The organism is Sporosarcina sp. FA15 (assembly GCF_051550195.1).
Lineage (GTDB): Bacteria > Bacillota > Bacilli > Bacillales_A > Planococcaceae > Sporosarcina > Sporosarcina psychrophila.
Window position 1 is genome coordinate 120,888 of the sequence record NZ_CP188818.1, and the last position, 21,473, is coordinate 142,360.

Below are 21,473 nucleotides of genomic sequence, written 5' to 3' on the forward strand. Positions count from 1 at the left end.
CATATATAGTAGAATCATGAGATGAATCATAAAGGGGTAAATACTGTGAAACGTATCGCGATAGATATGGATGAAGTCATATCGCATTTTAGCGCTAAATGTCTAGAATTATTTAATGATGAATTTAACGAAAGTTATACGGACCACCATTTGCATGGCAAGAAACTCATAGAATTAGATGCTAGATTTGAAAAGAAAGTGGACCACTATTTAGCAAACGAATTATTTTTCTTGGAGTTAGACGTGATAAAAGATAGTCAAGAAGTGATAAAAGAATTAAGTGCTTGCTATGAAATATATATTGTAACCGCAGCAATGGAGTTTCCAGCTTCGTTAGCACCAAAATATCGCTGGTTAAAGAAACACTTCAGTTTTTTGAATGAAAAGAATTTCGTCTTTTGCGGCGATAAAAGCATAATTCTTGCAGATTATTTGATAGACGATACGCCAAGTAATTTAGAAACATTTCAGGGGAAGGGCCTACTTTTCACAGCTCCACATAATGTCCATACAACCGGATATACGCGATTAAACAATTGGAAAGATACCGCGGATTATTTTCTTAAGTAAATTAGTGCGATAGAATCAAAAATAACCCCTCATCTTCATCAAAGGAAGAGAGGGGTATTATAAATTTAAGGTATCTGGTGCTGATACAACCCTGAATTGTATTAGTACCAGATACCTTTTATTTTTTATTATCCTTCATCATTTGTGAACCAATCGCGCCTACTATTAAAATGATCAATGAAATGATACTGTAGTCTTTAAAAAAGGTTGTAAACGGAATATCCAGAAGTCTAAACACAAGTGTAATAATTCGTCCTACTAATAATCCTAGTCCAATCATTACCATCCAATTAAATACTTTCTCTATAAAATTCATTGTAATCTCCTTTTTCTTGAGTAACTTCCTTCACACAATCGCTTTCTTAATTAACAACCTTGGTGCATCCTAAATTAACGACTATCCCAATCAGTAAATCAAGTACGATAAGACAGCTTTCGCAACAAGGTCTCCGCAGGACCTCTCACATTAGCGCGACGCATGAAATCGGCGATGACTACTGAGAGGAGCCAGGTGAATAACGCGATGACATCGCTGCCGGCTTGGCCCATATGTGCACCTAGACCGCCGGCATACGGAGCAAAAACAGCGATGAATACGACCGATTGAAAAATGTAAAAGGTCATCGAGCGCTGTCCTACTGCGGCGATAGCCATAGTGATGGGTCCTCGTTTTTCCCCAAGCTTGATGACTAACAATCCGATAAACGCTGCCCAGCCCAATCCACCTGCATAGCCAGTACCGGTGTGTAGAATAGTAGCGAACGTCTGCGCTCCAAACGATGGATTAGTCCAATACTGTGAGGACATCAGTGCCAACGGGATTGCTCCGACAGTAGCGAGACCAATACCAATCATTGAAGTGCGCACAAGCAAGAGCAGGTGTTGCTCCGGATTATCGAGGATTCGCCGCCGTGCCGCCAAAATTCCGATAAGCATGCCAGGGACGACCTGATAGACAAGCAAAGGTGTGTAGATAATCCACTCCGGAATACGGATAGCGCTAGCGAGAAATGGGTTCTCCAGCGCTATTGAGGAGAGTACAGCGTTATCTACTAAGGCGTCGTAACCACGAGGCATCAATGAACCAAAGATTGCTACTAGAACAAGAAATATTCCAGCAATCCATAACAGCTTCTTGTCTGATGCACGGAGGAATCCGACCAAGAGAAGGGTAGCCAGGCCATATAATGCTATGATATCTTCGAATAATAGTGCTACATGCAAGAAACCGATGAGAATCATCAACCAGCCTCGCCGGCGGAACAGCTTGCGAATTGAAATCCAATCGTTACCTTTTTCTTCCTGACGAAGCATGAGCTGGACCATACCGTAGCCAAAGAGGAGAAAGAACATAGGGAATGCACGGCCGTCAACTAAGACTTGCCGAAACAATACAACGATCTGGTCAACCTTTGTGATTTCTCGATCGGCGGCGTATAGAAATACGTGGGCGTGTGCCAATGCGATGAACAGTAGCATAAAGCCGCGGGCAAGATCCGGAGCAAGCTTCCGATCATAATTGGAGATAGGATTTGACTTTAGAGTAACGTTAGTCAAATTTGTTACCCTTTACTGCCTGATTAACAATTTTCACGAGCTCGCTGCTATACGTATCCAAGTCGACTTTTTTTGTTATAGCAGTGTGAGCCATATACTCTCCGATAGCTCCTTGAATCATACTGGCCATGACTACTACATTAAAAGATCCGAATTCCCCTTGTTTTTGACCATAATGTAGTATTTGTTGTAGTTCATACATGATTTGGTCCTCTTCATCATCGCCTAATTTATAGTAGGGAATGTTATCGGGCGTTCTGGCATTAAAGACAATTTCTATCAGAGCCGTATAACGTGTCGGATGCGTACCTTGATATGCTAAATTTGCCGCTATGAATGTATTCAGTTGCTCAAAAGCTGTATTTTCTCGACCAACTCTCTCTAAGATATAAGATGTTGACCCTTCTACAAGATTCATCAGAAGGTGGTTCATCAAATCGTTCTTATCCGAAAAATGGTAAGAAATTAATGCGGTACTGATGTCCGCTCTTTTAGCAATTTGAGAAAGGCTGGCTTTTAAGTATCCAATTTCATCAAGGGTTTTAATTGCTGCTTCCACAATTTGGTCACGTCTTGCTTCTGCGATAAACGATTTTTTTCCTTCAACTTTGTTATCTTCCTTCATTTATATGACCTCTATTATTTATATACATTATGATTCCTCCAAGTTAATTTGATTGTACAATCAAATTTTTAATTGATCACTCAATCAAATTTTAACACGGAGAAATTTCACGGTCAATTTATTAATGAAGTATAGCGATAGATATATGAGGGGGTTCACTGTATATTTATCGGTAGGATGTAATGTCGTAAGTAAATAACTTTTTATTGAGAGGGAGATGAATCAAGTGGACAGTGTAACCCGATCCTACTTTGAAAACCTAGAAGCAAAGGACAAAAATGTTCAATTTGAAGCGTTTAATGCTATTAATGCAGCTGTAAAAGAAGAAGTGGACTGGGCTTATGAAGTTTGGGACGAATTAAAGGAATGGCTAACAGATTCCGATAATCATCGAAGATCTAGGGGTGCTCAGTTCCTAGCTGGTCTTGCGAAAAGTGATCCAGAAAAACGTATATTAGGCGATTTTCCAGCGTTATGGGAAGTGACCAAAGATCCGAAATTTGTTACAGCCCGACATAGCTTACAGTCGATATGGAGAGTGGGCTTAGCTGGAAAGGAACAAAAACAACAAGTGATTCATCATATAGTGGAACGTTTTCAAAACGGTGTGCATGAAAAACATTACACCTTGATTCGATTTGATATGATTCAAGGCTTGAAAAATTTATATGATGCATTAAAAGAGGAAGAAATTAAACAGATAGCAATGGGTTTGATTGAGACAGAAGAAGATATCAAATACCGTAAGAAGTATATGACTGTATGGAAATGAAGAGTGGATAATATATTTATTTTAGGTGGGAGAAATGAAGAGTGAAATCGATAACTATTTACCATTATGACGCATTTAGTAAAGAGCCAAACAAAGGGAATCCTGCTGGAGTAGTGCTGAACGGGGATGATTTAACAGATTTTGAGATGCAAGAAATAGCTTACAGGGCAGGTTTCAACGAGACTGCATTTTTAGTCAATTCGAATGTGGCTGATCTTGGAATACGTTATTTTTCACCAGGACAAGAAATGGATTTATGTGGACATGGAACAATTGCTGCTGTATATGCTTTAAAGTCTAAGAATTTATTGAATGATAAGAGTAAACTAACAATTGAAACGAAAGTAGGGATTTTACCTATCAGAATAGATTCACAAGCGGATGGTGAGGAATACATAACTATGAAACAAGATTCCCCACAATTAAAAGACTTTAGCGGTTCGTACGAAGAATTGGCCCATTCAATCGGAATTAATAGAGATGATATAGAATCTGATTTACCCACTGTATATGGTAGTACAGGTTCATGGACATTGTTAGTTCCAATTAAGAAACTTAGCATTTTTAATAAAATGAAAGCTAACAATGAGCTATTTCCATCCGTATTAAAAGAAATACCTAAAGCATCTATTCATCCTTTTTGTTTGGAGACGTACGATCAAAATGCAGATATGCATGCTCGTCATTTCTCTTCACCATATTCCGGTACAATTGAAGATTCCGTTACAGGAACAGCCTCAGGAGTGATGGGTGCTTATTACGCCGAATACATAAATAGAAACTTCGAAAACCATCTACGTATTTTAGTAGAACAAGGACATGAAATGGGAAAGGATGGTCGTGTACTAGTTAAAGTCTCGAAAAATGAAAAAAGTTATGATATTGAAATTACAGGAACTGCAGTATATGTAAAAGAGCTTGAAATAGTTTTTGTTACGAACAAACACAACAAGGTTTAGATTTTTTGACAAAACAAAATCTCCTCATTTAGTAACCTGAGGAGATTGTTGAATAAGTATTTGGAAGTTGCAGGTCATGCTATTTCACATTAAATGTTAAAGTTTCGCGTATTCAGGATTAGCCACTTTTACGAGCTGTTTTCCCAGATTTGTTCCTTTAAATAAACCAAGGAATGCTTCTGGTGTATTTTCAAATCCATCAACAATTGTTTCTTCATATTTCAGTTTACCTTGCAGTAGCCATTTACCTAAGTCTGTAAAACCTCTTTCAAAATCAGTAGCAAAATCACCTAGTGTGAAGCCCTGCATCATAGCGCTGGTCTTGATCATGGCGGATTGGATACGTGGTCCTGTATCATTTCCTTCCGCGTTGTAGGAAGAAATTGATCCGCATAATGGAATACGAGCATTTCGATTTAGCATTGTAAAAACAGCGTCTGAAACGTCGCCGCCTACATTATCGAAATAGACATCTACTCCATCAGGTACGGAATTTTTCAAATCTGTCCAGAAACTATCCTTTTTATAATTTACAGCTGCATCAAAGCCGAGTACATTCAATAAGTAGTCAATCTTTTCATCTGAACCTGCAATACCTACTACTTTGGCACCTTTGATTTTCGCGATTTGTCCAACTACTGATCCAACTGCCCCGGCAGCCCCAGAAACGACGACCGTTTCGCCTTCTTGGGGTTTTCCGATATCAAGCAATCCAAAATAGGCAGTTAAACCTGTCATGCCGAGAATACCTAAATGTGTTGAAATAGGTGCCATTTTAGGGTCTATTTTGCGAATTTCATTTGGAGTAGCTACGGAATATTCAGCCCAGCCAAGATTACCAACAACGACATCACCTTGTTTAAAGGCGTCTGACTGGGATTCAACTACTTCAGCTACGACACCCCCTGAAATGACCTTATTCAATTCAAATGGAGCAATATATGACTTGGCATCTTGCATTCTTCCACGCATGTATGGGTCAACAGATAAATAAAGCGTCCGTACTAAAATTTCATTTACTTTTGGTGAGGGAACTGAATTCTTTACAAAGGTAAAGTCTTCTTTCGCAGGCATTCCTTTGGGACGATTTGCTAGGTGAATTTCCTGTTGCATCAATTGCTTCATTGCAATTCCTCCTTTGTAGTTTGCCGAATTAGTTGGCAAGTGAAAACCCTAACACTCAAGAGTTACTAAGGTCAATGATTATGGACTGGTGTTTCTTTTCCATTGAATTGCTATTGTTCAGCCTTGCTTTCTCCTGTGGATGAACTCCAAAATAGTATCCAAAAGTGTTATAATTATACTTAACTATAATTTGATGTTATTAATTTTAACTAAAGGAGGGCTTTAAACAAAAATGAAGAAAATAACTACACTGTTTCTCGCTTTAGCATTAACGGTAGCTTTACCGACGTCAGCTACTGTTGTATTAACAGCTAACGCGGCAGAAGCTCAAGTCGTTAAATCAGAAGACGTCACGACAGCTGCAAAATTTACGGATATTCCAAATAGCCACTGGGCGAAAAATGAAGTTATGCAACTTGTAGAAATGGGCATATTGACGGGTTACGGCGATATGCAATTTCGTCCGGATCTAGCAATGACAGTTGGAGAGGCTACTCAATCTTTTACAAAAGCGGGATATGAATTTTTAATCAAAGACGTGACAGGCAATTCTTTTGGTATGGAAGAACCTTTAACACGTAGGCAAATGGAGTTGGCATTAGTAGATGCATTTAATTTGCAAGATAGTGCATTAATCGAATGGCCAAGTCTTATTTCATTGGATAAAGGAAGTGTAGGCGCAGTTCCACAATACAGAATTATGCCAGGCATACAAAAAGGTCTATTCAATCACGGATCACAAGTAGACCGCGCTACTTTTGCGGTGATTCTGCATCAAGTACTTGTGGAGAAGGGGAACATTGCAACTACCAAAAAATATGAATTAACGAACTTAGAGCTGTCGCCTAATTTTACTCGGATTCCCTCTGCTGTGAATTTAATGAAGGTGTCATTTGATGAACATCCGATTTACCTAAGATCGACAGAGAATATACTTTTCACGAATCATACGAGAATCGATAACTCATTTTCACGAGATAATATTTACACTTATGACATCGGTATAGAAGGTGCGACCATTGAGTTAACGGTTCGTTCATTTGATAATGGCGATTACTTCTTATTTTCGAAAATCATTAACCCTACTGAATCTGCTGTAACAGTAGATGTCATTCAAAAAGAAAATGAAGTGGCTTCATTTGAGCTAAACCGTTATGATAAATACAAGATTAAACGTAATGATAAAGACGTTTTTGGCAGTGACACAACATCCTATCCGACAGGTTTACTCCAATTTGTGAAGCTAGATGGATCAGTGAAGGAGCGGATGGTTGGTCAGTCTTATTTGTCAAAGCAATTGTCATTAGAGTATGAGAATGATGGCTACAGTTACATGCGTCAATTGCTCGGTGAAAAAGAGGCACTGTCTTATGCTCAGGTTGGAACAACATTATTATCTGTGCATACGTTAAATTCAAAAGGCAATGACATTGTAGATCAGTGGTATATGAATGCGGATGACCAATTATTTGCGAATGAAGAGAATATGGAGAGCTGGATGCTTGAGTCAGCTAAGTATTATAAAAAACGTAATAATTGGTACACGGCGGGTGGCCCATACAATAAAATGGCGATAACCACAGAGCCAATGCCTGACACAGGGCAAGGATATGGGCGGAACTTACTTCTATTAAAAGAAGATCGTGCGCTGGTTTTATATAATGAGCAAGAGGATCGTTATTTTGAGAACTTAATTTACAACTCATTTGTTAACTTGAAGAATTTCAAAGGTGACAAAGATTATTGGGAAACAGAAGTTACAAGCACCTATTTGAAAGATTTATATGACATTACAGCTCCATTCATTGATACACGTTTTAATGAGCAAATCGCGCTTTTCTACTATAATAGTGGTGCTGATTTTGGAATTGAGAATGCGAAAGAGCCATTGCGTAATTATGCTGACTTACTAGTCTCACAAAAAAGTAAAGGAAACGTCATTCCTGTGAATGACGAGTCTTACTACATCGCGGATTACTTCCCGATTGCACAGCAAGTAACGACACATGCCTCTATGAATCATGTGTTGGGCGGTATGAACGTTTTACTCATGGCTTATAATGAGTTCGGTGATCAGAAGTATTTAGATACAGCGCAGGCTATACAAACAGCGATTGTAGCGGATAAAGATGATTGGATTCGTGATAATGGCGATATTTGGTATCGTATTTCCGCATTACGTGACTATAAAGGCGATGATTACAAGCATCTGACTTTAGAGGATTTAATAAATTCGTACAAACTTTGGAAAGATATTGATCCGACGTATTTGCCTTTATTAGAAGAAATGATTGCTTCAAAAGCTTCGTTTTTATCGAATGAAAATTTAGGTTACACAACTAAAATAAAGAACGGGTTACGTGATATCGACTTATCGAACTATCTTCCTAAAGGGGAAGAAAGAACAGATGCATTGTGAAGAAGAAAAAACTAAATAGATACTGCTAGGGGAGCCGTTTAGGCTGAGACACATCATAGATGTAAACCCTTCGAACCTGATCTAGTTCATACTAGCGTAGGGAAGCAGCTGAAACTCTACACTCAATGTCTTTATATACGTAGAAAACAGCCGCCTTCCGATTATGGAAAGCGGCTGTTTTCTGTTCCAGTGTATATATGTTGAACAAATGAAATAAAGATAGTGAACTGCGCGAAGGCGCATTACAAGGGCTAGCGCCGTAGTGAATTCAATGGAATTCTTTATTACAACGTATATAGATTCACCTACCAAAAATATAGATAAGGGATGGATGAGTAAAATGGAAAATAGAATTAGTAACCTAGTTGATGAACGTCTAGAGGAGTTAGTGCAATTGCTAGCGGACCTCGTTCGTTTCCCGACAGTTAGTCCACCGGCAAGAAATACAACAGGCGTACAGCGGTATATTCAAGATTTTTTAGCACAAGAAAAATTTGAAACGGTTAGTTGGGATGTATTTCCTGGCGACCCGAACGTTGTAGGCGTTAAAAAGGGAACGGATGGAAACCTGTATAACAGCCTAATCATTAATGGACATATAGACGTTGCGGAAGTGGGGGATGAAACAGAGTGGACTGTGCCTGTCTTTGAACTAACGACTAAAGATGGCAACGCATATGGGCGAGGAACATCCGATATGAAAGGTGCAGTAGCGGCGACTTTACTAGCCGTTAAATTATTAAACGAACTAGGTGTGGAACTGAAAGGTGATTTGCAAATTCAGACTGTCATTGGGGAGGAAGCGGGAGAGGCTGGAACACTTTCATGTATGGAAAAAGGCTATACAGCAGACTTTGCACTTGTAGTCGATGGCAGTGATCGTCAAATCCATGGTCAGGGTGGTGTGATTACCGGCTGGATAACGATTAAAAGTAAGGAAGTTTTCCATGATGCAATGAGGATGAGTATGCTTCATGCAGGCGGTTCGGTTAATGGGGCTAGTGCGATAGAAAAGATGATGAAGGTTATTGCTGGATTACAAGATTTAGAACGTCACTGGGCTGTGACAAAAAAATATCCGGGTTTTGCGCCTGGCACCACTACTATTAATCCAGCAGTTATAGAAGGAGGAAGGCATGCAGCTTTTGTGGCGGATGAATGTCGGCTCTGGATCACCGTTCATTTCTATCCGAATGAAACCTATCAATCTGTAACAAAAGAAATCGAAGAGCATTTGAACCATGTAGCAAAAGCAGACACGTGGTTAAGAGAAAATCCCATTCACTTTCGCTGGGGTGGAAAATCAATGATTGAAGAACGTGGAGAAATATTTCCGGCGCTTGAAATGAATGCGGACCATGCAGCTGTTCAACTTCTTGCGCATTGTCATGAACAAACCGAAAAAAGTCCTGCAATAATAGGTATGTCGAGATCAGTAACAGATGCGGGCTGGCTAGGAGCAGCAGGAATTCCAACTGTTATCTATGGTCCTGGAAAGTTGGAAGAGGCACATTCAGTCGATGAAAAGATAAACATTGAAGAATTAGTGGTATTTACCAAGACGCTTATGTTATTTATAAATGAGTGGTGTAATACGAAAAAATAGGAGTGCAAGTAATCTCCCCATTCATCTACTACTATTAAACTGTTACATGTTGAACAAATGGATGCCTATATAAACTAAGCGAAGGCGCCTTACAAGGGACAGCCTAAACCTTAAGAAAAGCTTAAAAGTCTACGTTTGACTTGTACATTTGCGGCTAGCTTTGGACGAAATGATTACAACACCTTTACCGCGGGTTAAATGTGGCTGGAAATGCCAGCTACACTCTTTTCGGTAATCCTGTTACAACTAACTGTCCACCACATACCTACAATGTTTAAGTGGAAAATGCAACTACTTTGGAAGATGGAAGAATAACTACCTTTCTATAAAAGTTGCAAGTGCCCGAAGATGAAATTTCGGGCACTCTGCTGCATTTAACAAGCTTTCCTTACTTACTTTGGCAAAAATCATACAAGTAACAATGTGATGCCATATAGAAAGTGACCCTTTCTAAAATACAAAAAGGAAATACTATAGAGTGGGATTAGGCAGCCAAAATTGCATCTTTGGCTGCCCCTTTATGGATAGGAATGTAGTTATTCACTCGTTCCCAAAAGCATCAGAACTTAGTGTAGCTGTACCTTTGAAGAGCGGCGGACGAAGGGCCCCCATACAATTAACGAAAAAGCAGCGTAGGATGCGACAAAGTCGCATCCTACGCTGCAAGAAATTCCGATAATGGTGCAGTAGTCGTTCAGTCCAAAGCGATTCAAAAGCACATGTACATAAGGCTTCTAGTGTTTTATCACAAAAGTAAGCAGTCATGTGTTTCAACATATAAATAAGTGAAGCTATTACTTATACGGTATCAATTGATTTCTATGTTTCCAGATAGATTATTATGAGATACCTTAACGAGCCGTTTCACGCCGAACGATCGGAGCTACTTGTGTTGCTAACATTTCAATACTCGCTGCGACTTTAGAAAACGGCAAGCCGCCGATATCCATTTGTGCAATGAATCGTTGATGTCCAAATAGTTCGTGTTGGTGGAGAATCTTCTCAATTATTTGCTGAGGGCTGCCGACAAATAATCCGGTTTCGGGACTGGCCATATAATTGAAATCAGAGCGGGATATTCTCGTAATCATTCCATGTTGTTTGTTCACATATCCCCAATAATTTGCATAGTAAGGATAAAATTCGTCTTTCGCTTGTTGGGATGTCTTTGTTATATACGTATGTCCTGTTACAGCCACTTTTAAATCCTCTAAACGATGTCCGGCACTTATGCCAGCTTGGCGATACAAATCAACAAGTGGTTTGAAACGAATTGGATCCCCACCAAGGATAGCTAATGCTAAACCAGTTCCAAGTTTTCCAGCTCGTATTGCACTATCAGGTGTTCCACCTACACCAACCCAAATCGGCAGTTTATTTTGAACAGGGCGCGGGGCAATCATAGAATTAGTTAAAGGCGAACGGAATGACCCATTCCAATTGACGATTTCATTGGTATTCAATTCTTGAAGCAGTCGTATGTTTTCATCGAACAGTTCGTCATAATTGTTTAAGTCATGACCGAATAACGGAAAAGATTCAACGAATGCACCACGACCTGTAATAATCTCAGCGCGACCATTCGAAATTAAATCGAGTGTAGCAAAATCCTCGAATAGGCGAACAGGGTCGACTGTGTTCAAAACAGTCGTTGCACTCGTCAATTTAATACGCTTCGTGTTTTGTGCCACTGCCGCCAGAACAACTGGCGGAGCTGATACGGCATAGTCTAAGCGGTGATGCTCACCGACACCAAAAATATCAAGTCCGGCTTCTTCAGTCAGCTTTCCAATAGCCAATACTTCATGAAGGCGCTGTTGAATACTTATTGTTTTTCCAGTTAGGGGATCTGGACCAAGATCCCCAAATGTATATATTCCAATTTCAATTCCGGGTTTCCTAGTTTCTGTTTGCATTGTTCTCATCTCCTAAAACTAAGTTATTCCGCTTCAGAAACAAGGGTGAAACGTTCATTTATATGTTGAGGATTTTCGATTTCATCAAGAACTGCAATTGCATAGTCAGCATAGCTTACATAGCTGTCACCTTTTGAGTTCACGATTAAATTGTCTTTTCCTTTTTGATACGAACCCGTTTTTTTTCCTTCAGGATTAAAGAATGCTGCTGGGCTAATGAATGTCCATTTAACTCCACTCGTCTTTTGCAGGTCTTCTAAGTTCTTTCCTTGATTGGAAGCAGTTGCAAAGTATTCTTCAGGGAATTCCGGTGTGTCAATTAGACGGATTGTTTTTGCTTCATCTACAAACAAGCTTCCCGCGCCACCTACAACAATTAATCTTGTTTCTGGAGCGCCTTCAAACGCCTCTATTAACTCTCTTCCGGCATCTAGATGAAGATGTTCCTGTCCTGCAGGAGCACCGAATGCATTTACAACAACATCAAATTGACGAAGGTCTTCAGCTTGTAGATCAAATATATCTATTTCGAGGGCGACAACATTTTCTTCAGTTAGTTTTGCTGCATTTCTAACGATAGCTGTTACTTCGTGTCCACGGTCATTCGCTTCTTTTACAATAAGGCTTCCTGCTTTTCCTGTAGCTCCGATAATTCCAATTTTCATGTTTAAATCCTCCAGTAAATTAGTTTTTTTATGCACATAAAATAATGCGCGCCTAGTGATTTGAAGCCATTGGCTATAATTAATCCAACTGTAACTGTAATGGTTACAGTTACAGCGGCGGCTAAAAAATCGAATGAACTATCCGATTTTTTGTGTTAATACCGATACTAATTCTTCCATCGTAATTTCATGTAACACAGATTCCATCGCTTCTTGAGCTCGAAGTAAAATCAGCTCAAGAACTGCCTCAATGTTGGCGCCAACCGGGCAATTTGGATTTGGTTTTTCATGAAATTGAAAAAGTTCGCCTTCTTCCACGACTTCGACTGCTCTGTACACATCGAGTAAAGTAATATCTTTTAAAGGTTTTTGAAGCGTAGCTCCCCCAAGACCTTGCCGAACTTGAATAAGTCCTGCATTTCTTAGTTTACCAATTATTCTTCGTATGACTACAGGATTTGTATTCACACTTTCCGCAATCCATTCCGAAGTACAAAGCTCGTTACTTTCAATCGCCACGAGGGATAGAATATGAACTGCAACTGTAAAGCGACTACTGATTTTCATTGCAAGTAACCTCCCGGTGTAATCATTATAGTTACAACGCGTATTGATTGTCAATTGTTATTATTCAAGTGATGGGGAGTGGGTGTTATAAAATTAAAGAACCCCGTTGAATCTCTGTGGAACTCAATAAGGAGAGAGTATTAATTCGGGGTGTGGATTGTAGAACGCTTGGCGCTTTGGGGATGCCTTTGCCGCACCTGCGCTAGGGTGTTCATGATCGAAAGAAATGTGATTTTGAGTTGTATATGGAGAGATTGTATTGTGATTACTAGTTGATACTATATAAATTGAAATAAAGAATTCCATAGAACCGCTACGGCGCTAGGGGATGCCTCACGCCATAAGCCAGATGAGGTATTCTTTAACCTATCTGGAATAACCTCTTGGCATTAACTGTATAATTTCTGCAAAGAACGCAGAAATTATACAAACCGAACTCTTCGTTGTTCGGTTGGCTACCCCTGTTAAGGCGCCTTCGCTCAGTATATATACCGGATTCAACATATATAATTATAGTCTAGAAAGACGCAATCTAGGTTGCAGATTTCATCACTAATAATGAAATGCGCTTTCTCACATAGAACATCCAGCGAAGGCGCGTCTTCGTGGTAGCCGAAGCGATAAGACTGAAAGGGGTCTTCTTTCTGGCTTATCGCGGGAGGCATCCACAAAGCGTCGAAGCGGTATTGGTAGGAGTTCTATTTTATACTAGGTATCAGACTTTTCAACAGCCTCCCAAAAGCCTTGTAAAGTGCATACGCCATATTTATTTGTTCAACATAAATAGGGTGTTTGATCTTGATACAGAGCTGGAAATTATGATTTTAGGGACTTATACTAAACAAGTTTTAGAGACCCGGTTCTTGTTAACTTCACGAAACCTCTTATTGAAAAATGTAGTTATCTAGACCAATAAAGTGTTAACGACTTTGAAAAATGACTTTAAAACCAATGCCGATATAAACTAATCCTAAAATTTTTCCGCCCCACCGGCCAATCCCTAATCTCGGCTTCATCAGTCGCCCAATCGTACCCGTACCAATTGCCAAAATTGTTGTATAGATCATACTCAATGCAACGAAAATAATGCCTAGAATTAGAAATTGGATAAAGGTTGACCCATTTTCCGGCTTTACGAATTGTGGGAAAAAAGCTAAAAAGAAAAGAGCAGTTTTCGGATTCAAAGCTTCCACCAAAATACCATGCCCGTAAGCGCGTGATGCTGACACCTGTGAAATATCAGGCATCTTGGTTGTCGAAGCTTTTGCCAAAATCGCCCGAATACCCATATATAATAAATAGGACGCTCCTGCGAATTTCACAGCATTGAAAGCAACCGCGGAAGTCATTAGGATTGCTGAAAATCCGACAGCAGAAAATAACGTATGAATGAAATCACCTGTTGCTATGCCAAGTCCAGTCATGATTCCGGTTTTACGACCTCCCTGTGCCGCCCGGGTAATCGTTAATAAGACAGCAGGTCCTGGTATCAAAAACAATCCGATGACGACGATAATAAATGCGCTCAAAGTAGAGATATCAAGCATTTCACCACCCCTTTCGACTATTTTAATAAACAAACTAAATTTAAGACCGCTGGTACAGACAAAATTCCGAATTGCATTAGTGCCAAATGCCTTTTTTTATTCTCCATACTTTCCCTGGTTTCTCGCTTCAATATAATAGCCATCTAACTCTACTGCTATTGCTTCGTTAACATTTATATCTTTTATCTTATATAACTTTGTACCTTTTGGAACGAAATTTGAAAAAACCCCTTTATAGTATCCTTCATTTTCTACATACTTTTTCACCGTGCCAATTTCTTTCTCTACATCAACAATAACCGCTTTATCAATTTCGTATATATCTTCGTTCCATACTACAAAATGGAATGCCCAATCTGTGCTACTCTGTTTACAACCTACAAGCAGTGTGAAAAAAATAGTGTAAAATATAAAGGTTGTAATTTTAGCTTTGTTCAATGTTTTTTTATTTTTAATTTCTAACATCATAGTTTTAATTCACCTCCTAAATCTAAGGTACCCACTGAATTATTAGTGGAAATATGTAAAACAATTGATTGCTATATCTAAATTACTTGCAGAAAAATAAAAAATACCAATTGTAGAGAGGGAAATGATGACTCAATCAGTGCCCTACACTATCAAAAGGAGCATAGATTATTACTAGTGTGAACGAAAATTTAGTCTTTTGTCAATTTCTAACCGAATGAATATATGTTACATCATTGTTCAGAAACTTAGTATTGATTCAATGTATAATAAAGGTTAAAAGGACGTGAGAAAGTGTGTCTGATTAATTTTCATTACGATGAACATCCGACGTACAAATTGATTGTAGCCGCGAATCGAGATGAGTTTTATGAACGTCCGACAGCTTCCGCAGAATTTTGGACGGATCAGCCTGATATATTGGCAGGACGTGATTTATTGCATATGGGGACTTGGCTCGGTATAACGAAGTCTGGTCGATTTGCAGCATTGACGAATTACCGTGATCCGGGAGAAGCTAATGCCGACAAAAAAACGCGGGGGGATATCGTCACAAATTTTTTGGCGGGGAACGTGTCGCCCGAAGTTTTCCTCGAAACGTTAAAAGAGAGAAAAGATGATTATGCAGGATTCAACATTCTCGTTGGTGATGCTGATTCCTTATTCTACTTTTCCAATAAGCAACCAGAAATTATGGAAGTATCCGCAGGGACACATGGTTTGAGCAATCAATTTCTAAACACTGCTTGGCCGAAAGTGGTGAAGGGGAGAACTACACTTCGGGATTATGTATTGGAACACGCTATTATTGATACTGATGCACTGTTCGAACTCATTTCTGATGCTGACGTCGCGCCAGATGCACTATTGCCGAATACGGGGGTAGGCTTGGACCTCGAACGGCAACTATCACCGCTCTTCATCAAAACTCCTAATTATGGAACCCGTTCGTCTACTGTTTTGTTAGTAGGGCATGATCAAAGCATTACTTTCGTTGAGCGTACTTTTGTAAACGGAGAATTGGCGAATGAAAGGAAGTATTTCATCTGATGTATTTACCACAAATACATATACAGAATTCCGAATATCTAGTGTGCAAGTTGCCAATCGATTCAGTTGATCGGAAACATTTTTCAGTCTTAATTGAAAAAGCTATAGAAAGCTCAAAATAGACCCTAACATTTTATAGAAGTACGACCATTTTAGGGACCAGGGTTTCCAAGCGAACGGTGCGGTTGTTACAGGTCCAGTCAAAGAATTAATGAAACTGCAAGAATTAAAAGGAATTCATTGCGTTTCATTAGGTGAAATTACGTATTGGAATTGGGATGCAGAATAAATCTGTTAGAATGAGATAAAGTGGTTGTTTGTGATTAGGTAGAAAGGATTGATTTTTAACTTCTGATTAATCATAAAAATACTTATGTTTCATGGGCCATGTCTAAGTGGTATAAAATGAGAAGGAAGGAGCTGCAGATAAATGGCTTTCATACATATTAGCGTGTTTATCGTAGCAATCGCGTTTGCGCTTGTTTCAGTATACTTTGCAAAATTGCTTTTCCGCGTGTCAGGTATCATTGGGACTGTTGGAAAGACTGTCAGTACGTTTGAAACTAAACTGGATAAGTCGGTTATTGAATTGGAACGAACGATTGCGGAGGCAAATACTACGGCAACAGATATTGAAGAAAAATCACTGGCATTAAATAGTGTTTTTTATACGGTCAAGCATGTTGGGGATTCGTCATCATTATTGAGTGAGGAATTGGAAGTGCGAACTGAGCGCTATGCACAAAACTCTTCATTGCCGGGGATAAAACCGTTCGTGCGCGTCATTCAGTTTTCTGAATTCGCTTCAAGCCTATTAACTTCTTGGCAACGTGGAAAACGTACTTAATTTAAAAAATTGAAATGAGGGATGGATATGGATTTAATGGGAATCGGCGTATTGCTGATTGGAATCGCGTTATTGGTACTTGCCATTTATCTCGCACGCGTATTGAATAATGTTGCTTCTATTTTAAATGGTGTTGATAAGACAATTGAACAACTACCAACTCAATTGGACGGCATCTTACAGGAGACAGGGAACTTAATCCAAAATAGTAATAACACTCTTGCTGATGTCAATGAAAAGCTTGGAACGCTGTCACCTTTGTTTCATATCGTCGGTGATGTTGGTGAGTCTACAAGGATATTGTCCTCTTCACTTGTCGATTTGACTGCTTCCGCTAAGAATAAAATGAGCGAAGCAGATAGAGACAAGCAGGATAAGAGATTGGGTGGTTTATATGGTACTGCCGCTCTCGGATTCTATACAATGAGAAAAACTAAAATGGCTAAAAAACGGTCTGGTGTAATTCTTGGGAAAAACTTGTATAGCGAAGGTGAGAAACATACAATTGCTATTAATAAGATGAAAGAAGAAGCAAAAGAGGCTGTTAGTAGGGGAGAATAAAAATCGTGTGGAGGGATTAAGATTCCCTTCACACGATTTTTATTTGCTTAATTTGATTTTGTTTTAGGCATTTTTTCTGAGATTTCGTGTCTCTTCTGTGAAAGGAAGAATAGGAATGACAGTAGGCCAAAGATACCTTCATACTTTTTGCTTGTCACAAATTCCTTTGCGCCAGTAGTTTGTTGTTTTAACGAAGTTGTTTTATCAAGAGCAGCGGATGTGAACTTTTCTGCCTCTTTACCTACCTCTCCGATAATGTGGAATACTGGACTAATATCAGTTACTTGTTGATTGACGTTAGCGAGTGTCGTATTGCTTGCTTGAAGTACGGTCGTGGCTTGGCTTGTTACATCGTCTAATACCTTTGGCAGACGATCTGTTGTCTGTTGGAGGCTTCCAAGTACAGACGCTAGTTTTTTAATCGGTTTCAATAAATAAATGACGAGTATAGCAAATGCGATTCCGATAATGAGTACACCAATACCTAACCAATCCATATTGAATCACCTCATTTAATTTTTATGCTTTTCCTTTTGAAAACGGTAATAAACCCGTGCCGCTGTCTCAGTTAGAACCGTTGCTTTCTCCATAAAATCACGATATTTTTCGGGAGGTGTAGCAACATCATCCGAAATCGCAAGAATCGATCTGTTCATATGATCCGTGGAGTTTCCAAGTTTTTTTGCAGAGTCGGATAAGCTATTCAATGTTTGTAGTTTGTTTTCCGCATCATCGGCAATTCGGTTCGTCTTTTCCATCAATTGCTCGGATTGTTCAGTGATGCCAGTGAGTTTCGTCTCAACCCGTTTCAGTGTTTCTGAAACCTCTCCCATGGTCTGTTTTGCACTTTTTAATGTGATGATAACAAAAATGACAATAAGCAATAAGGATAAGGATGCAATGAGGGCACTTACATATAAAAGAATTTCCATTAATACTTCATCTCCAATTCGGACTATATATGTTGATATAAAGAATTCCATTGAATCTGCTGCGGCGCCTTCGCTGAGTTTATATAGAGATTCATTTGTTCAATATATATAGTAAATTATCTTTATCTCTTTTCTACCACTATACAGCCCTCACTAAACACTTACAACAGTTTGGATGCAGTTGAACTCGGATTTTGGAGTTGTCATTTAGGGTAGGCGGAGGGGAGGTTCAAATAAGCTATAGAGCATAGTAAGATAAAAACTTACGTCTGTTGATTAACCATTTAGTTGCATAAAATACTGGTGAGTAGGGCTTAATGATCTTGATTTTCACTGGACTATTTTCGGCCCGCTTTCGGTTAACTATTCATGACAGATTTACTGAGGGGTCCTAGTGTGGCTAGAAGTGTCTCCGTCACTTCTAGCCACACATTTTTCAGTAATCCTGTTGTGAATTGTTGCCTGTCGCGTCCCTACAATGTTCAAGTGAAAAATGCAGTTATGTTTGAATGAAGTGAATAGATGACTTTCTATAGAGAGTGTAAGTGCCCGAAGATGCAATTTCGGCCACTCTTGCACGTTGTACAATGCGTACCTTGCTTACTTTTAGTAAAGATTATGCATCTAATTCATGTGATGTCTTATAGAAACTGACACATCTTTAATAAAAAAGTGAAAACCATATAGGAAGCATCAGCCGCCAAAATTGCATCTTTGGCGGCTTTTATCCAGGTAGATGCCCCTCTATTTTTTCGTCCAAAAAAGATTCAGCACTACGAGTACTTTGGATTTGGATCACGACGGATAAAGGACCAGCATACGATTACCGAAAAAATGTGTAGGGATTCGACAAAGTCGCACCCCTACACATCCAGGCATCTCGGTAATCGTATAGAAGTCATTCTATCCAAAGCAATCCAAAGTCAACTATTCACGTAGCGCCCAGTAGCTGATCATGATATTCACTGGTTACTATTGGTTAATTAATAGACGTGATAAAAGCTCAACTTTCTCTATTCATACAAGAGAAAGTTGAGCTTTTAATCATGAAGAAATCTAAGGTTTATTAATACTTAAACTTGGAAATCAATTCTTTTAATTCTTCTGCCATAAAGGATAGTGATTCAGCCGATGAAGAAATTTCCTCCATCGAAGCTAGCTGCTCCTCTGAAGATGCAGCTACTTCTTGGGAAGCAGCTGCATTGCCTTGCGCGCTGTTTGCAATTTCATTTGCCGTGATAGTGACTCCTTGAACAGCGCCGGCTACTCTTTGAGCAGTGGCCGAGACTTCTTCCATTTGAGGTGTGATCTCTTTCATACTGTGAATGATGTGATTGAATTTCTCAATGGCTTCATTTGATACATCTACACCTTCTTGTACATTTTCCGTAATACGTTCCATGATTTCAACGGAGTTCTCTGTATCTACTTGAATGCCTTCCACGATTTCACGGATTTCTTTTGCAGAGTTCTGAGATTGTTCCGCTAGTTTACGAACTTCATCAGCTACAACAGCAAATCCTTTACCATGTTCACCAGCTCTTGCAGCTTCAATAGCGGCATTCAAAGCAAGAAGGTTTGTTTGTCCCGCAATATCTGTAATTACATCCAAAATCGAACGCACTTCCTTAGATCGCTCATGCAATGATTTGGTGATTGTGTTCGATTCAATAACAGACTTATGAATTGATGTCATTTGATTAACAGTATCTGTGACCGCTTGACCACCTATTTCAGCTTCAGTCGTTGCACGATAAGATAATTCAGAAGCCATTGTAGAACTTTCTGCAATTTGCGTGACATCAATAGAAATCGCAGCTAATGCATGTGCAGCGGAGTCTACACCATCTGTTTGCATTTCTGCACTATGTGCTACTTCTTGAATGGAAGTTGCCACTTGTTCTGTAGCATCGCTTGTTTGTTCCGCACTTGCCGATAACTCTTCAGCAGAGGATGCTACTAATTCTGCACTCTTTTCAACGTTTTTAATTAACGTTCTGAGACTTTCCTGCATGTCGTTAAATGCTTGTCCTAAATGTCCGATTTCATCGTTAGTTTGCACATCGATATGCTGTGTTAAGTCTCCTTGGCTTATTGTAATCGCTTTTTCTTTTAGATCTTTGATTGGATTAATGATGGATTTAATAATAAAGTAAACAGTTATCGCTCCTATAATGATCGCAAGCAAGATGATCAAAGCGGTCCTTTGTAGAATAGGTAATGCTGCAGCATTAATCTCTGAGGTGGCTACAGATCCCGCGAGCTTCCAACCGGTTAACTCATTAGTTACGAAAGCCGTTAATCTTTCTTCACCATCGAACTTAGCGTCAAACTGTCCGATTTCCTGAGCATAAAGTTTATCGGATAAGCCAATATTTACTTCATTTCCGGCAGCTTCGGTAGGGTGCGTGATATATTTTTTACTTTTGTCTATTAGAACGGCATATCCTGATTTACCTATTTTTACTTGATTGGTTATATTTTGTAAATGATTCAAGTTGATATCTACTGCCGCAACCCCAGAACCATCTTTTATTACCTGTGAAAGGGTAACAACCATTTCATTTGTACTCGCCGAAATATAGGGATCGGAAATAATGACTTCACCTTTTTTGTTCATTGCCTCTATATACCAGGGTCTTTTTCTAGGGTCGTAATCCGCAGGAATCCCTACATCAGGTTCTTGTATAAATAAACCTTTGTCAGTACCTATATAGATGATTTCGGCTTCCGGATGTAGTTCTATGTACTGAGTGAAGATTTCGCGTAGTTCAGGACTACTATCTCCCTGGTATAGCCTTGAAGTTATATTTGTAGAAAAGGTATTTATATCATGTGTTTTTAGTTGCATCGTATTATCAATTGTTGAATTTAATAAGTTGATATTTTCAGTGAAACCAGCCAATATCTCAGATTTAACCGCGTCTTTGGCCGTCATATAAGCCAGTGCTCCAATAATAATTGCAGGGATAATTAATACGATTGCAAAAGATGTAATTAGTTTCGTTTTAATGTTTCGCAGGCCCATTAAGATTTTTTTCATCCAGCTAACCTCTTTCTCTAACTTTGTGTTTTAAGTCTTTGGAAATAGGGATAATAGTGCTTGATTGCTCAGGTGACTACGTGGAAATACGTAGAACTAAGGAATCATATTTATCCACTAACTTTAGCATACTACTAAACGAAAGAATTGAACATGTCATAATATTCTATATGGTTTGATTAATTATTTTAAAATAATAAATAGGAGAGAAGAAGAAAAAAATTATACTGAAACGAGGGGGATA

20 protein-coding genes, 1 pseudogene and 1 riboswitch are annotated in these 21,473 nt (G+C 39.1%); of the genes and pseudogenes, 9 read left to right on the plus strand and 12 right to left on the minus strand.

Going from position 1 to position 21,473, the window contains the following annotated elements; all coding sequences use genetic code 11:
* Positions 1–45: 45 nt before the first annotated feature.
* On the plus strand, positions 46–570 hold the full coding sequence (locus ACP8HG_RS00670; protein ID WP_067206758.1) for a 5' nucleotidase, NT5C type: 525 nt from the start codon (positions 46–48) through the stop codon (positions 568–570).
* Positions 571–688: 118 nt separating this feature from the next.
* Here ACP8HG_RS00670 and ACP8HG_RS00675 read toward each other — a convergent pair whose 3' ends face one another.
* The 3 genes from ACP8HG_RS00675 to ACP8HG_RS00685 all read right to left on the minus strand — a co-directional run bounded on the left by ACP8HG_RS00675 (position 689) and on the right by ACP8HG_RS00685 (position 2,752).
* A complete protein-coding gene (locus ACP8HG_RS00675; RefSeq protein WP_067206759.1) occupies positions 689–886 on the minus strand; it encodes a hypothetical protein in 198 nt (65 codons plus the stop codon).
* Between the two features lie 98 nt (positions 887–984).
* Positions 985–1,962 carry a DUF418 domain-containing protein gene (locus ACP8HG_RS00680; protein WP_338653216.1) on the minus strand — a complete coding sequence of 326 codons (978 nt, stop codon included), beginning with the start codon at positions 1,960–1,962 and terminating at the stop codon, positions 985–987.
* A gap of 157 nt (positions 1,963–2,119) precedes the next feature.
* A complete protein-coding gene (locus ACP8HG_RS00685; RefSeq protein WP_067206763.1) occupies positions 2,120–2,752 on the minus strand; it encodes a TetR/AcrR family transcriptional regulator in 633 nt (210 codons plus the stop codon).
* Between the two features lie 226 nt (positions 2,753–2,978).
* On the opposite strand from ACP8HG_RS00685, the gene ACP8HG_RS00690 reads away from it, so the two are divergent.
* Positions 2,979–3,524 (plus strand): hypothetical protein, encoded by a 546-nt coding sequence (locus tag ACP8HG_RS00690; RefSeq protein WP_067206766.1) that lies wholly within the window; start codon positions 2,979–2,981, stop codon positions 3,522–3,524.
* 41 nt (positions 3,525–3,565) lie between these two features.
* Entirely contained in the window at positions 3,566–4,483 is a 918-nt protein-coding gene (locus tag ACP8HG_RS00695) for a PhzF family phenazine biosynthesis protein (protein ID WP_067206769.1), read from the plus strand.
* A gap of 96 nt (positions 4,484–4,579) precedes the next feature.
* Here the strand turns inward: ACP8HG_RS00695 and ACP8HG_RS00700 are convergent, their stop codons facing one another.
* Positions 4,580–5,608 (minus strand): NADP-dependent oxidoreductase, encoded by a 1,029-nt coding sequence (locus tag ACP8HG_RS00700; RefSeq protein ID WP_342537745.1) that lies wholly within the window; start codon positions 5,606–5,608, stop codon positions 4,580–4,582.
* A 232-nt stretch (positions 5,609–5,840) separates the two neighbouring features.
* Between ACP8HG_RS00700 and ACP8HG_RS00705 the strand changes: the two genes are divergently transcribed.
* Positions 5,841–8,027, plus strand: a complete 2,187-nt coding sequence (locus ACP8HG_RS00705) for an S-layer homology domain-containing protein (RefSeq protein ID WP_342537746.1) — start codon at positions 5,841–5,843, stop codon at positions 8,025–8,027.
* Positions 8,028–8,044: 17 nt separating this feature from the next.
* A riboswitch (TPP riboswitch) is annotated at positions 8,045–8,147 on the plus strand.
* Between the two features lie 211 nt (positions 8,148–8,358).
* Positions 8,359–9,633, plus strand: a complete 1,275-nt coding sequence (locus ACP8HG_RS00710) for an acetylornithine deacetylase (protein ID WP_421103066.1) — start codon at positions 8,359–8,361, stop codon at positions 9,631–9,633.
* Between the two features lie 851 nt (positions 9,634–10,484).
* Here the strand turns inward: ACP8HG_RS00710 and ACP8HG_RS00715 are convergent.
* The 5 genes from ACP8HG_RS00715 to ACP8HG_RS00735 all read right to left on the minus strand — a co-directional run bounded on the left by ACP8HG_RS00715 (position 10,485) and on the right by ACP8HG_RS00735 (position 14,796).
* The gene (locus ACP8HG_RS00715) at positions 10,485–11,549 is read right to left on the minus strand and encodes an LLM class flavin-dependent oxidoreductase (RefSeq protein WP_342537748.1); all 1,065 of its coding nucleotides are present in this window, start codon (positions 11,547–11,549) and stop codon (positions 10,485–10,487) included.
* A 23-nt stretch (positions 11,550–11,572) separates the two neighbouring features.
* Positions 11,573–12,214, minus strand: a complete 642-nt coding sequence (locus ACP8HG_RS00720) for an NAD(P)-dependent oxidoreductase (protein WP_342537750.1) — start codon at positions 12,212–12,214, stop codon at positions 11,573–11,575.
* Between the two features lie 138 nt (positions 12,215–12,352).
* A complete protein-coding gene (locus ACP8HG_RS00725) occupies positions 12,353–12,781 on the minus strand; it encodes an Rrf2 family transcriptional regulator (protein ID WP_067206781.1) in 429 nt (142 codons plus the stop codon).
* Between the two features lie 920 nt (positions 12,782–13,701).
* On the minus strand, positions 13,702–14,328 hold the full coding sequence (locus tag ACP8HG_RS00730; RefSeq protein ID WP_342537751.1) for a LysE family translocator: 627 nt from the start codon (positions 14,326–14,328) through the stop codon (positions 13,702–13,704).
* Between the two features lie 96 nt (positions 14,329–14,424).
* Complete coding sequence (locus ACP8HG_RS00735; protein ID WP_438298042.1) at positions 14,425–14,796, minus strand: hypothetical protein; 372 nt, start codon at positions 14,794–14,796, stop codon at positions 14,425–14,427.
* 294 nt (positions 14,797–15,090) lie between these two features.
* Here ACP8HG_RS00735 and ACP8HG_RS00740 point away from each other — a divergent pair, with 294 nt between their 5' ends.
* From ACP8HG_RS00740 to ACP8HG_RS00755, 4 genes and pseudogenes are all read left to right on the plus strand, one after another.
* Positions 15,091–15,846: an NRDE family protein gene (locus ACP8HG_RS00740; protein WP_342537752.1), complete on the plus strand. Its 756-nt coding sequence runs from the start codon at positions 15,091–15,093 to the stop codon at positions 15,844–15,846.
* A gap of 154 nt (positions 15,847–16,000) precedes the next feature.
* Positions 16,001–16,135: pseudogene (locus ACP8HG_RS00745) on the plus strand (anti sigma factor C-terminal domain-containing protein); the annotation flags it as partial.
* A 141-nt stretch (positions 16,136–16,276) separates the two neighbouring features.
* Positions 16,277–16,693 (plus strand): DUF948 domain-containing protein, encoded by a 417-nt coding sequence (locus tag ACP8HG_RS00750; protein WP_067206796.1) that lies wholly within the window; start codon positions 16,277–16,279, stop codon positions 16,691–16,693.
* Positions 16,694–16,720: 27 nt separating this feature from the next.
* A complete protein-coding gene (locus ACP8HG_RS00755; protein WP_082786505.1) occupies positions 16,721–17,254 on the plus strand; it encodes a DUF948 domain-containing protein in 534 nt (177 codons plus the stop codon).
* 47 nt (positions 17,255–17,301) lie between these two features.
* Here the strand turns inward: ACP8HG_RS00755 and ACP8HG_RS00760 are convergent, their stop codons facing one another.
* From ACP8HG_RS00760 to ACP8HG_RS00770, 3 genes are all read right to left on the minus strand, one after another.
* A complete protein-coding gene (locus ACP8HG_RS00760) occupies positions 17,302–17,751 on the minus strand; it encodes a DUF948 domain-containing protein (protein ID WP_067206799.1) in 450 nt (149 codons plus the stop codon).
* Between the two features lie 15 nt (positions 17,752–17,766).
* A complete protein-coding gene (locus tag ACP8HG_RS00765) occupies positions 17,767–18,237 on the minus strand; it encodes a DUF948 domain-containing protein (RefSeq protein WP_082786506.1) in 471 nt (156 codons plus the stop codon).
* 1,015 nt (positions 18,238–19,252) lie between these two features.
* Complete coding sequence (locus ACP8HG_RS00770) at positions 19,253–21,229, minus strand: methyl-accepting chemotaxis protein (protein WP_067206804.1); 1,977 nt, start codon at positions 21,227–21,229, stop codon at positions 19,253–19,255.
* Between the last annotated feature and the right edge of the window lie 244 nt (positions 21,230–21,473).

Coding starts and splice junctions, on each gene's coding strand:
- ACP8HG_RS00755 (WP_082786505.1), top strand. CDS start 16,721: ATGGATTTAATGGGAATCGGCGTATTGCTGATTGGAATCGCGTTATTG.
- ACP8HG_RS00705 (WP_342537746.1), top strand. CDS start 5,841: ATGAAGAAAATAACTACACTGTTTCTCGCTTTAGCATTAACGGTAGCT.
- ACP8HG_RS00735 (WP_438298042.1), bottom strand. CDS start 14,796: ATGATGTTAGAAATTAAAAATAAAAAAACATTGAACAAAGCTAAAATT.
- ACP8HG_RS00760 (WP_067206799.1), bottom strand. CDS start 17,751: ATGGATTGGTTAGGTATTGGTGTACTCATTATCGGAATCGCATTTGCT.
- ACP8HG_RS00750 (WP_067206796.1), top strand. CDS start 16,277: ATGGCTTTCATACATATTAGCGTGTTTATCGTAGCAATCGCGTTTGCG.
- ACP8HG_RS00725 (WP_067206781.1), bottom strand. CDS start 12,781: ATGAAAATCAGTAGTCGCTTTACAGTTGCAGTTCATATTCTATCCCTC.
- ACP8HG_RS00730 (WP_342537751.1), bottom strand. CDS start 14,328: ATGCTTGATATCTCTACTTTGAGCGCATTTATTATCGTCGTCATCGGA.
- ACP8HG_RS00700 (WP_342537745.1), bottom strand. CDS start 5,608: ATGAAGCAATTGATGCAACAGGAAATTCACCTAGCAAATCGTCCCAAA.
- ACP8HG_RS00715 (WP_342537748.1), bottom strand. CDS start 11,549: ATGCAAACAGAAACTAGGAAACCCGGAATTGAAATTGGAATATATACA.
- ACP8HG_RS00675 (WP_067206759.1), bottom strand. CDS start 886: ATGAATTTTATAGAGAAAGTATTTAATTGGATGGTAATGATTGGACTA.
- ACP8HG_RS00685 (WP_067206763.1), bottom strand. CDS start 2,752: ATGAAGGAAGATAACAAAGTTGAAGGAAAAAAATCGTTTATCGCAGAA.
- ACP8HG_RS00765 (WP_082786506.1), bottom strand. CDS start 18,237: ATGGAATTCTTTATATCAACATATATAGTCCGAATTGGAGATGAAGTA.
- ACP8HG_RS00770 (WP_067206804.1), bottom strand. CDS start 21,229: ATGAAAAAAATCTTAATGGGCCTGCGAAACATTAAAACGAAACTAATT.
- ACP8HG_RS00720 (WP_342537750.1), bottom strand. CDS start 12,214: ATGAAAATTGGAATTATCGGAGCTACAGGAAAAGCAGGAAGCCTTATT.
- ACP8HG_RS00710 (WP_421103066.1), top strand. CDS start 8,359: ATGAGTAAAATGGAAAATAGAATTAGTAACCTAGTTGATGAACGTCTA.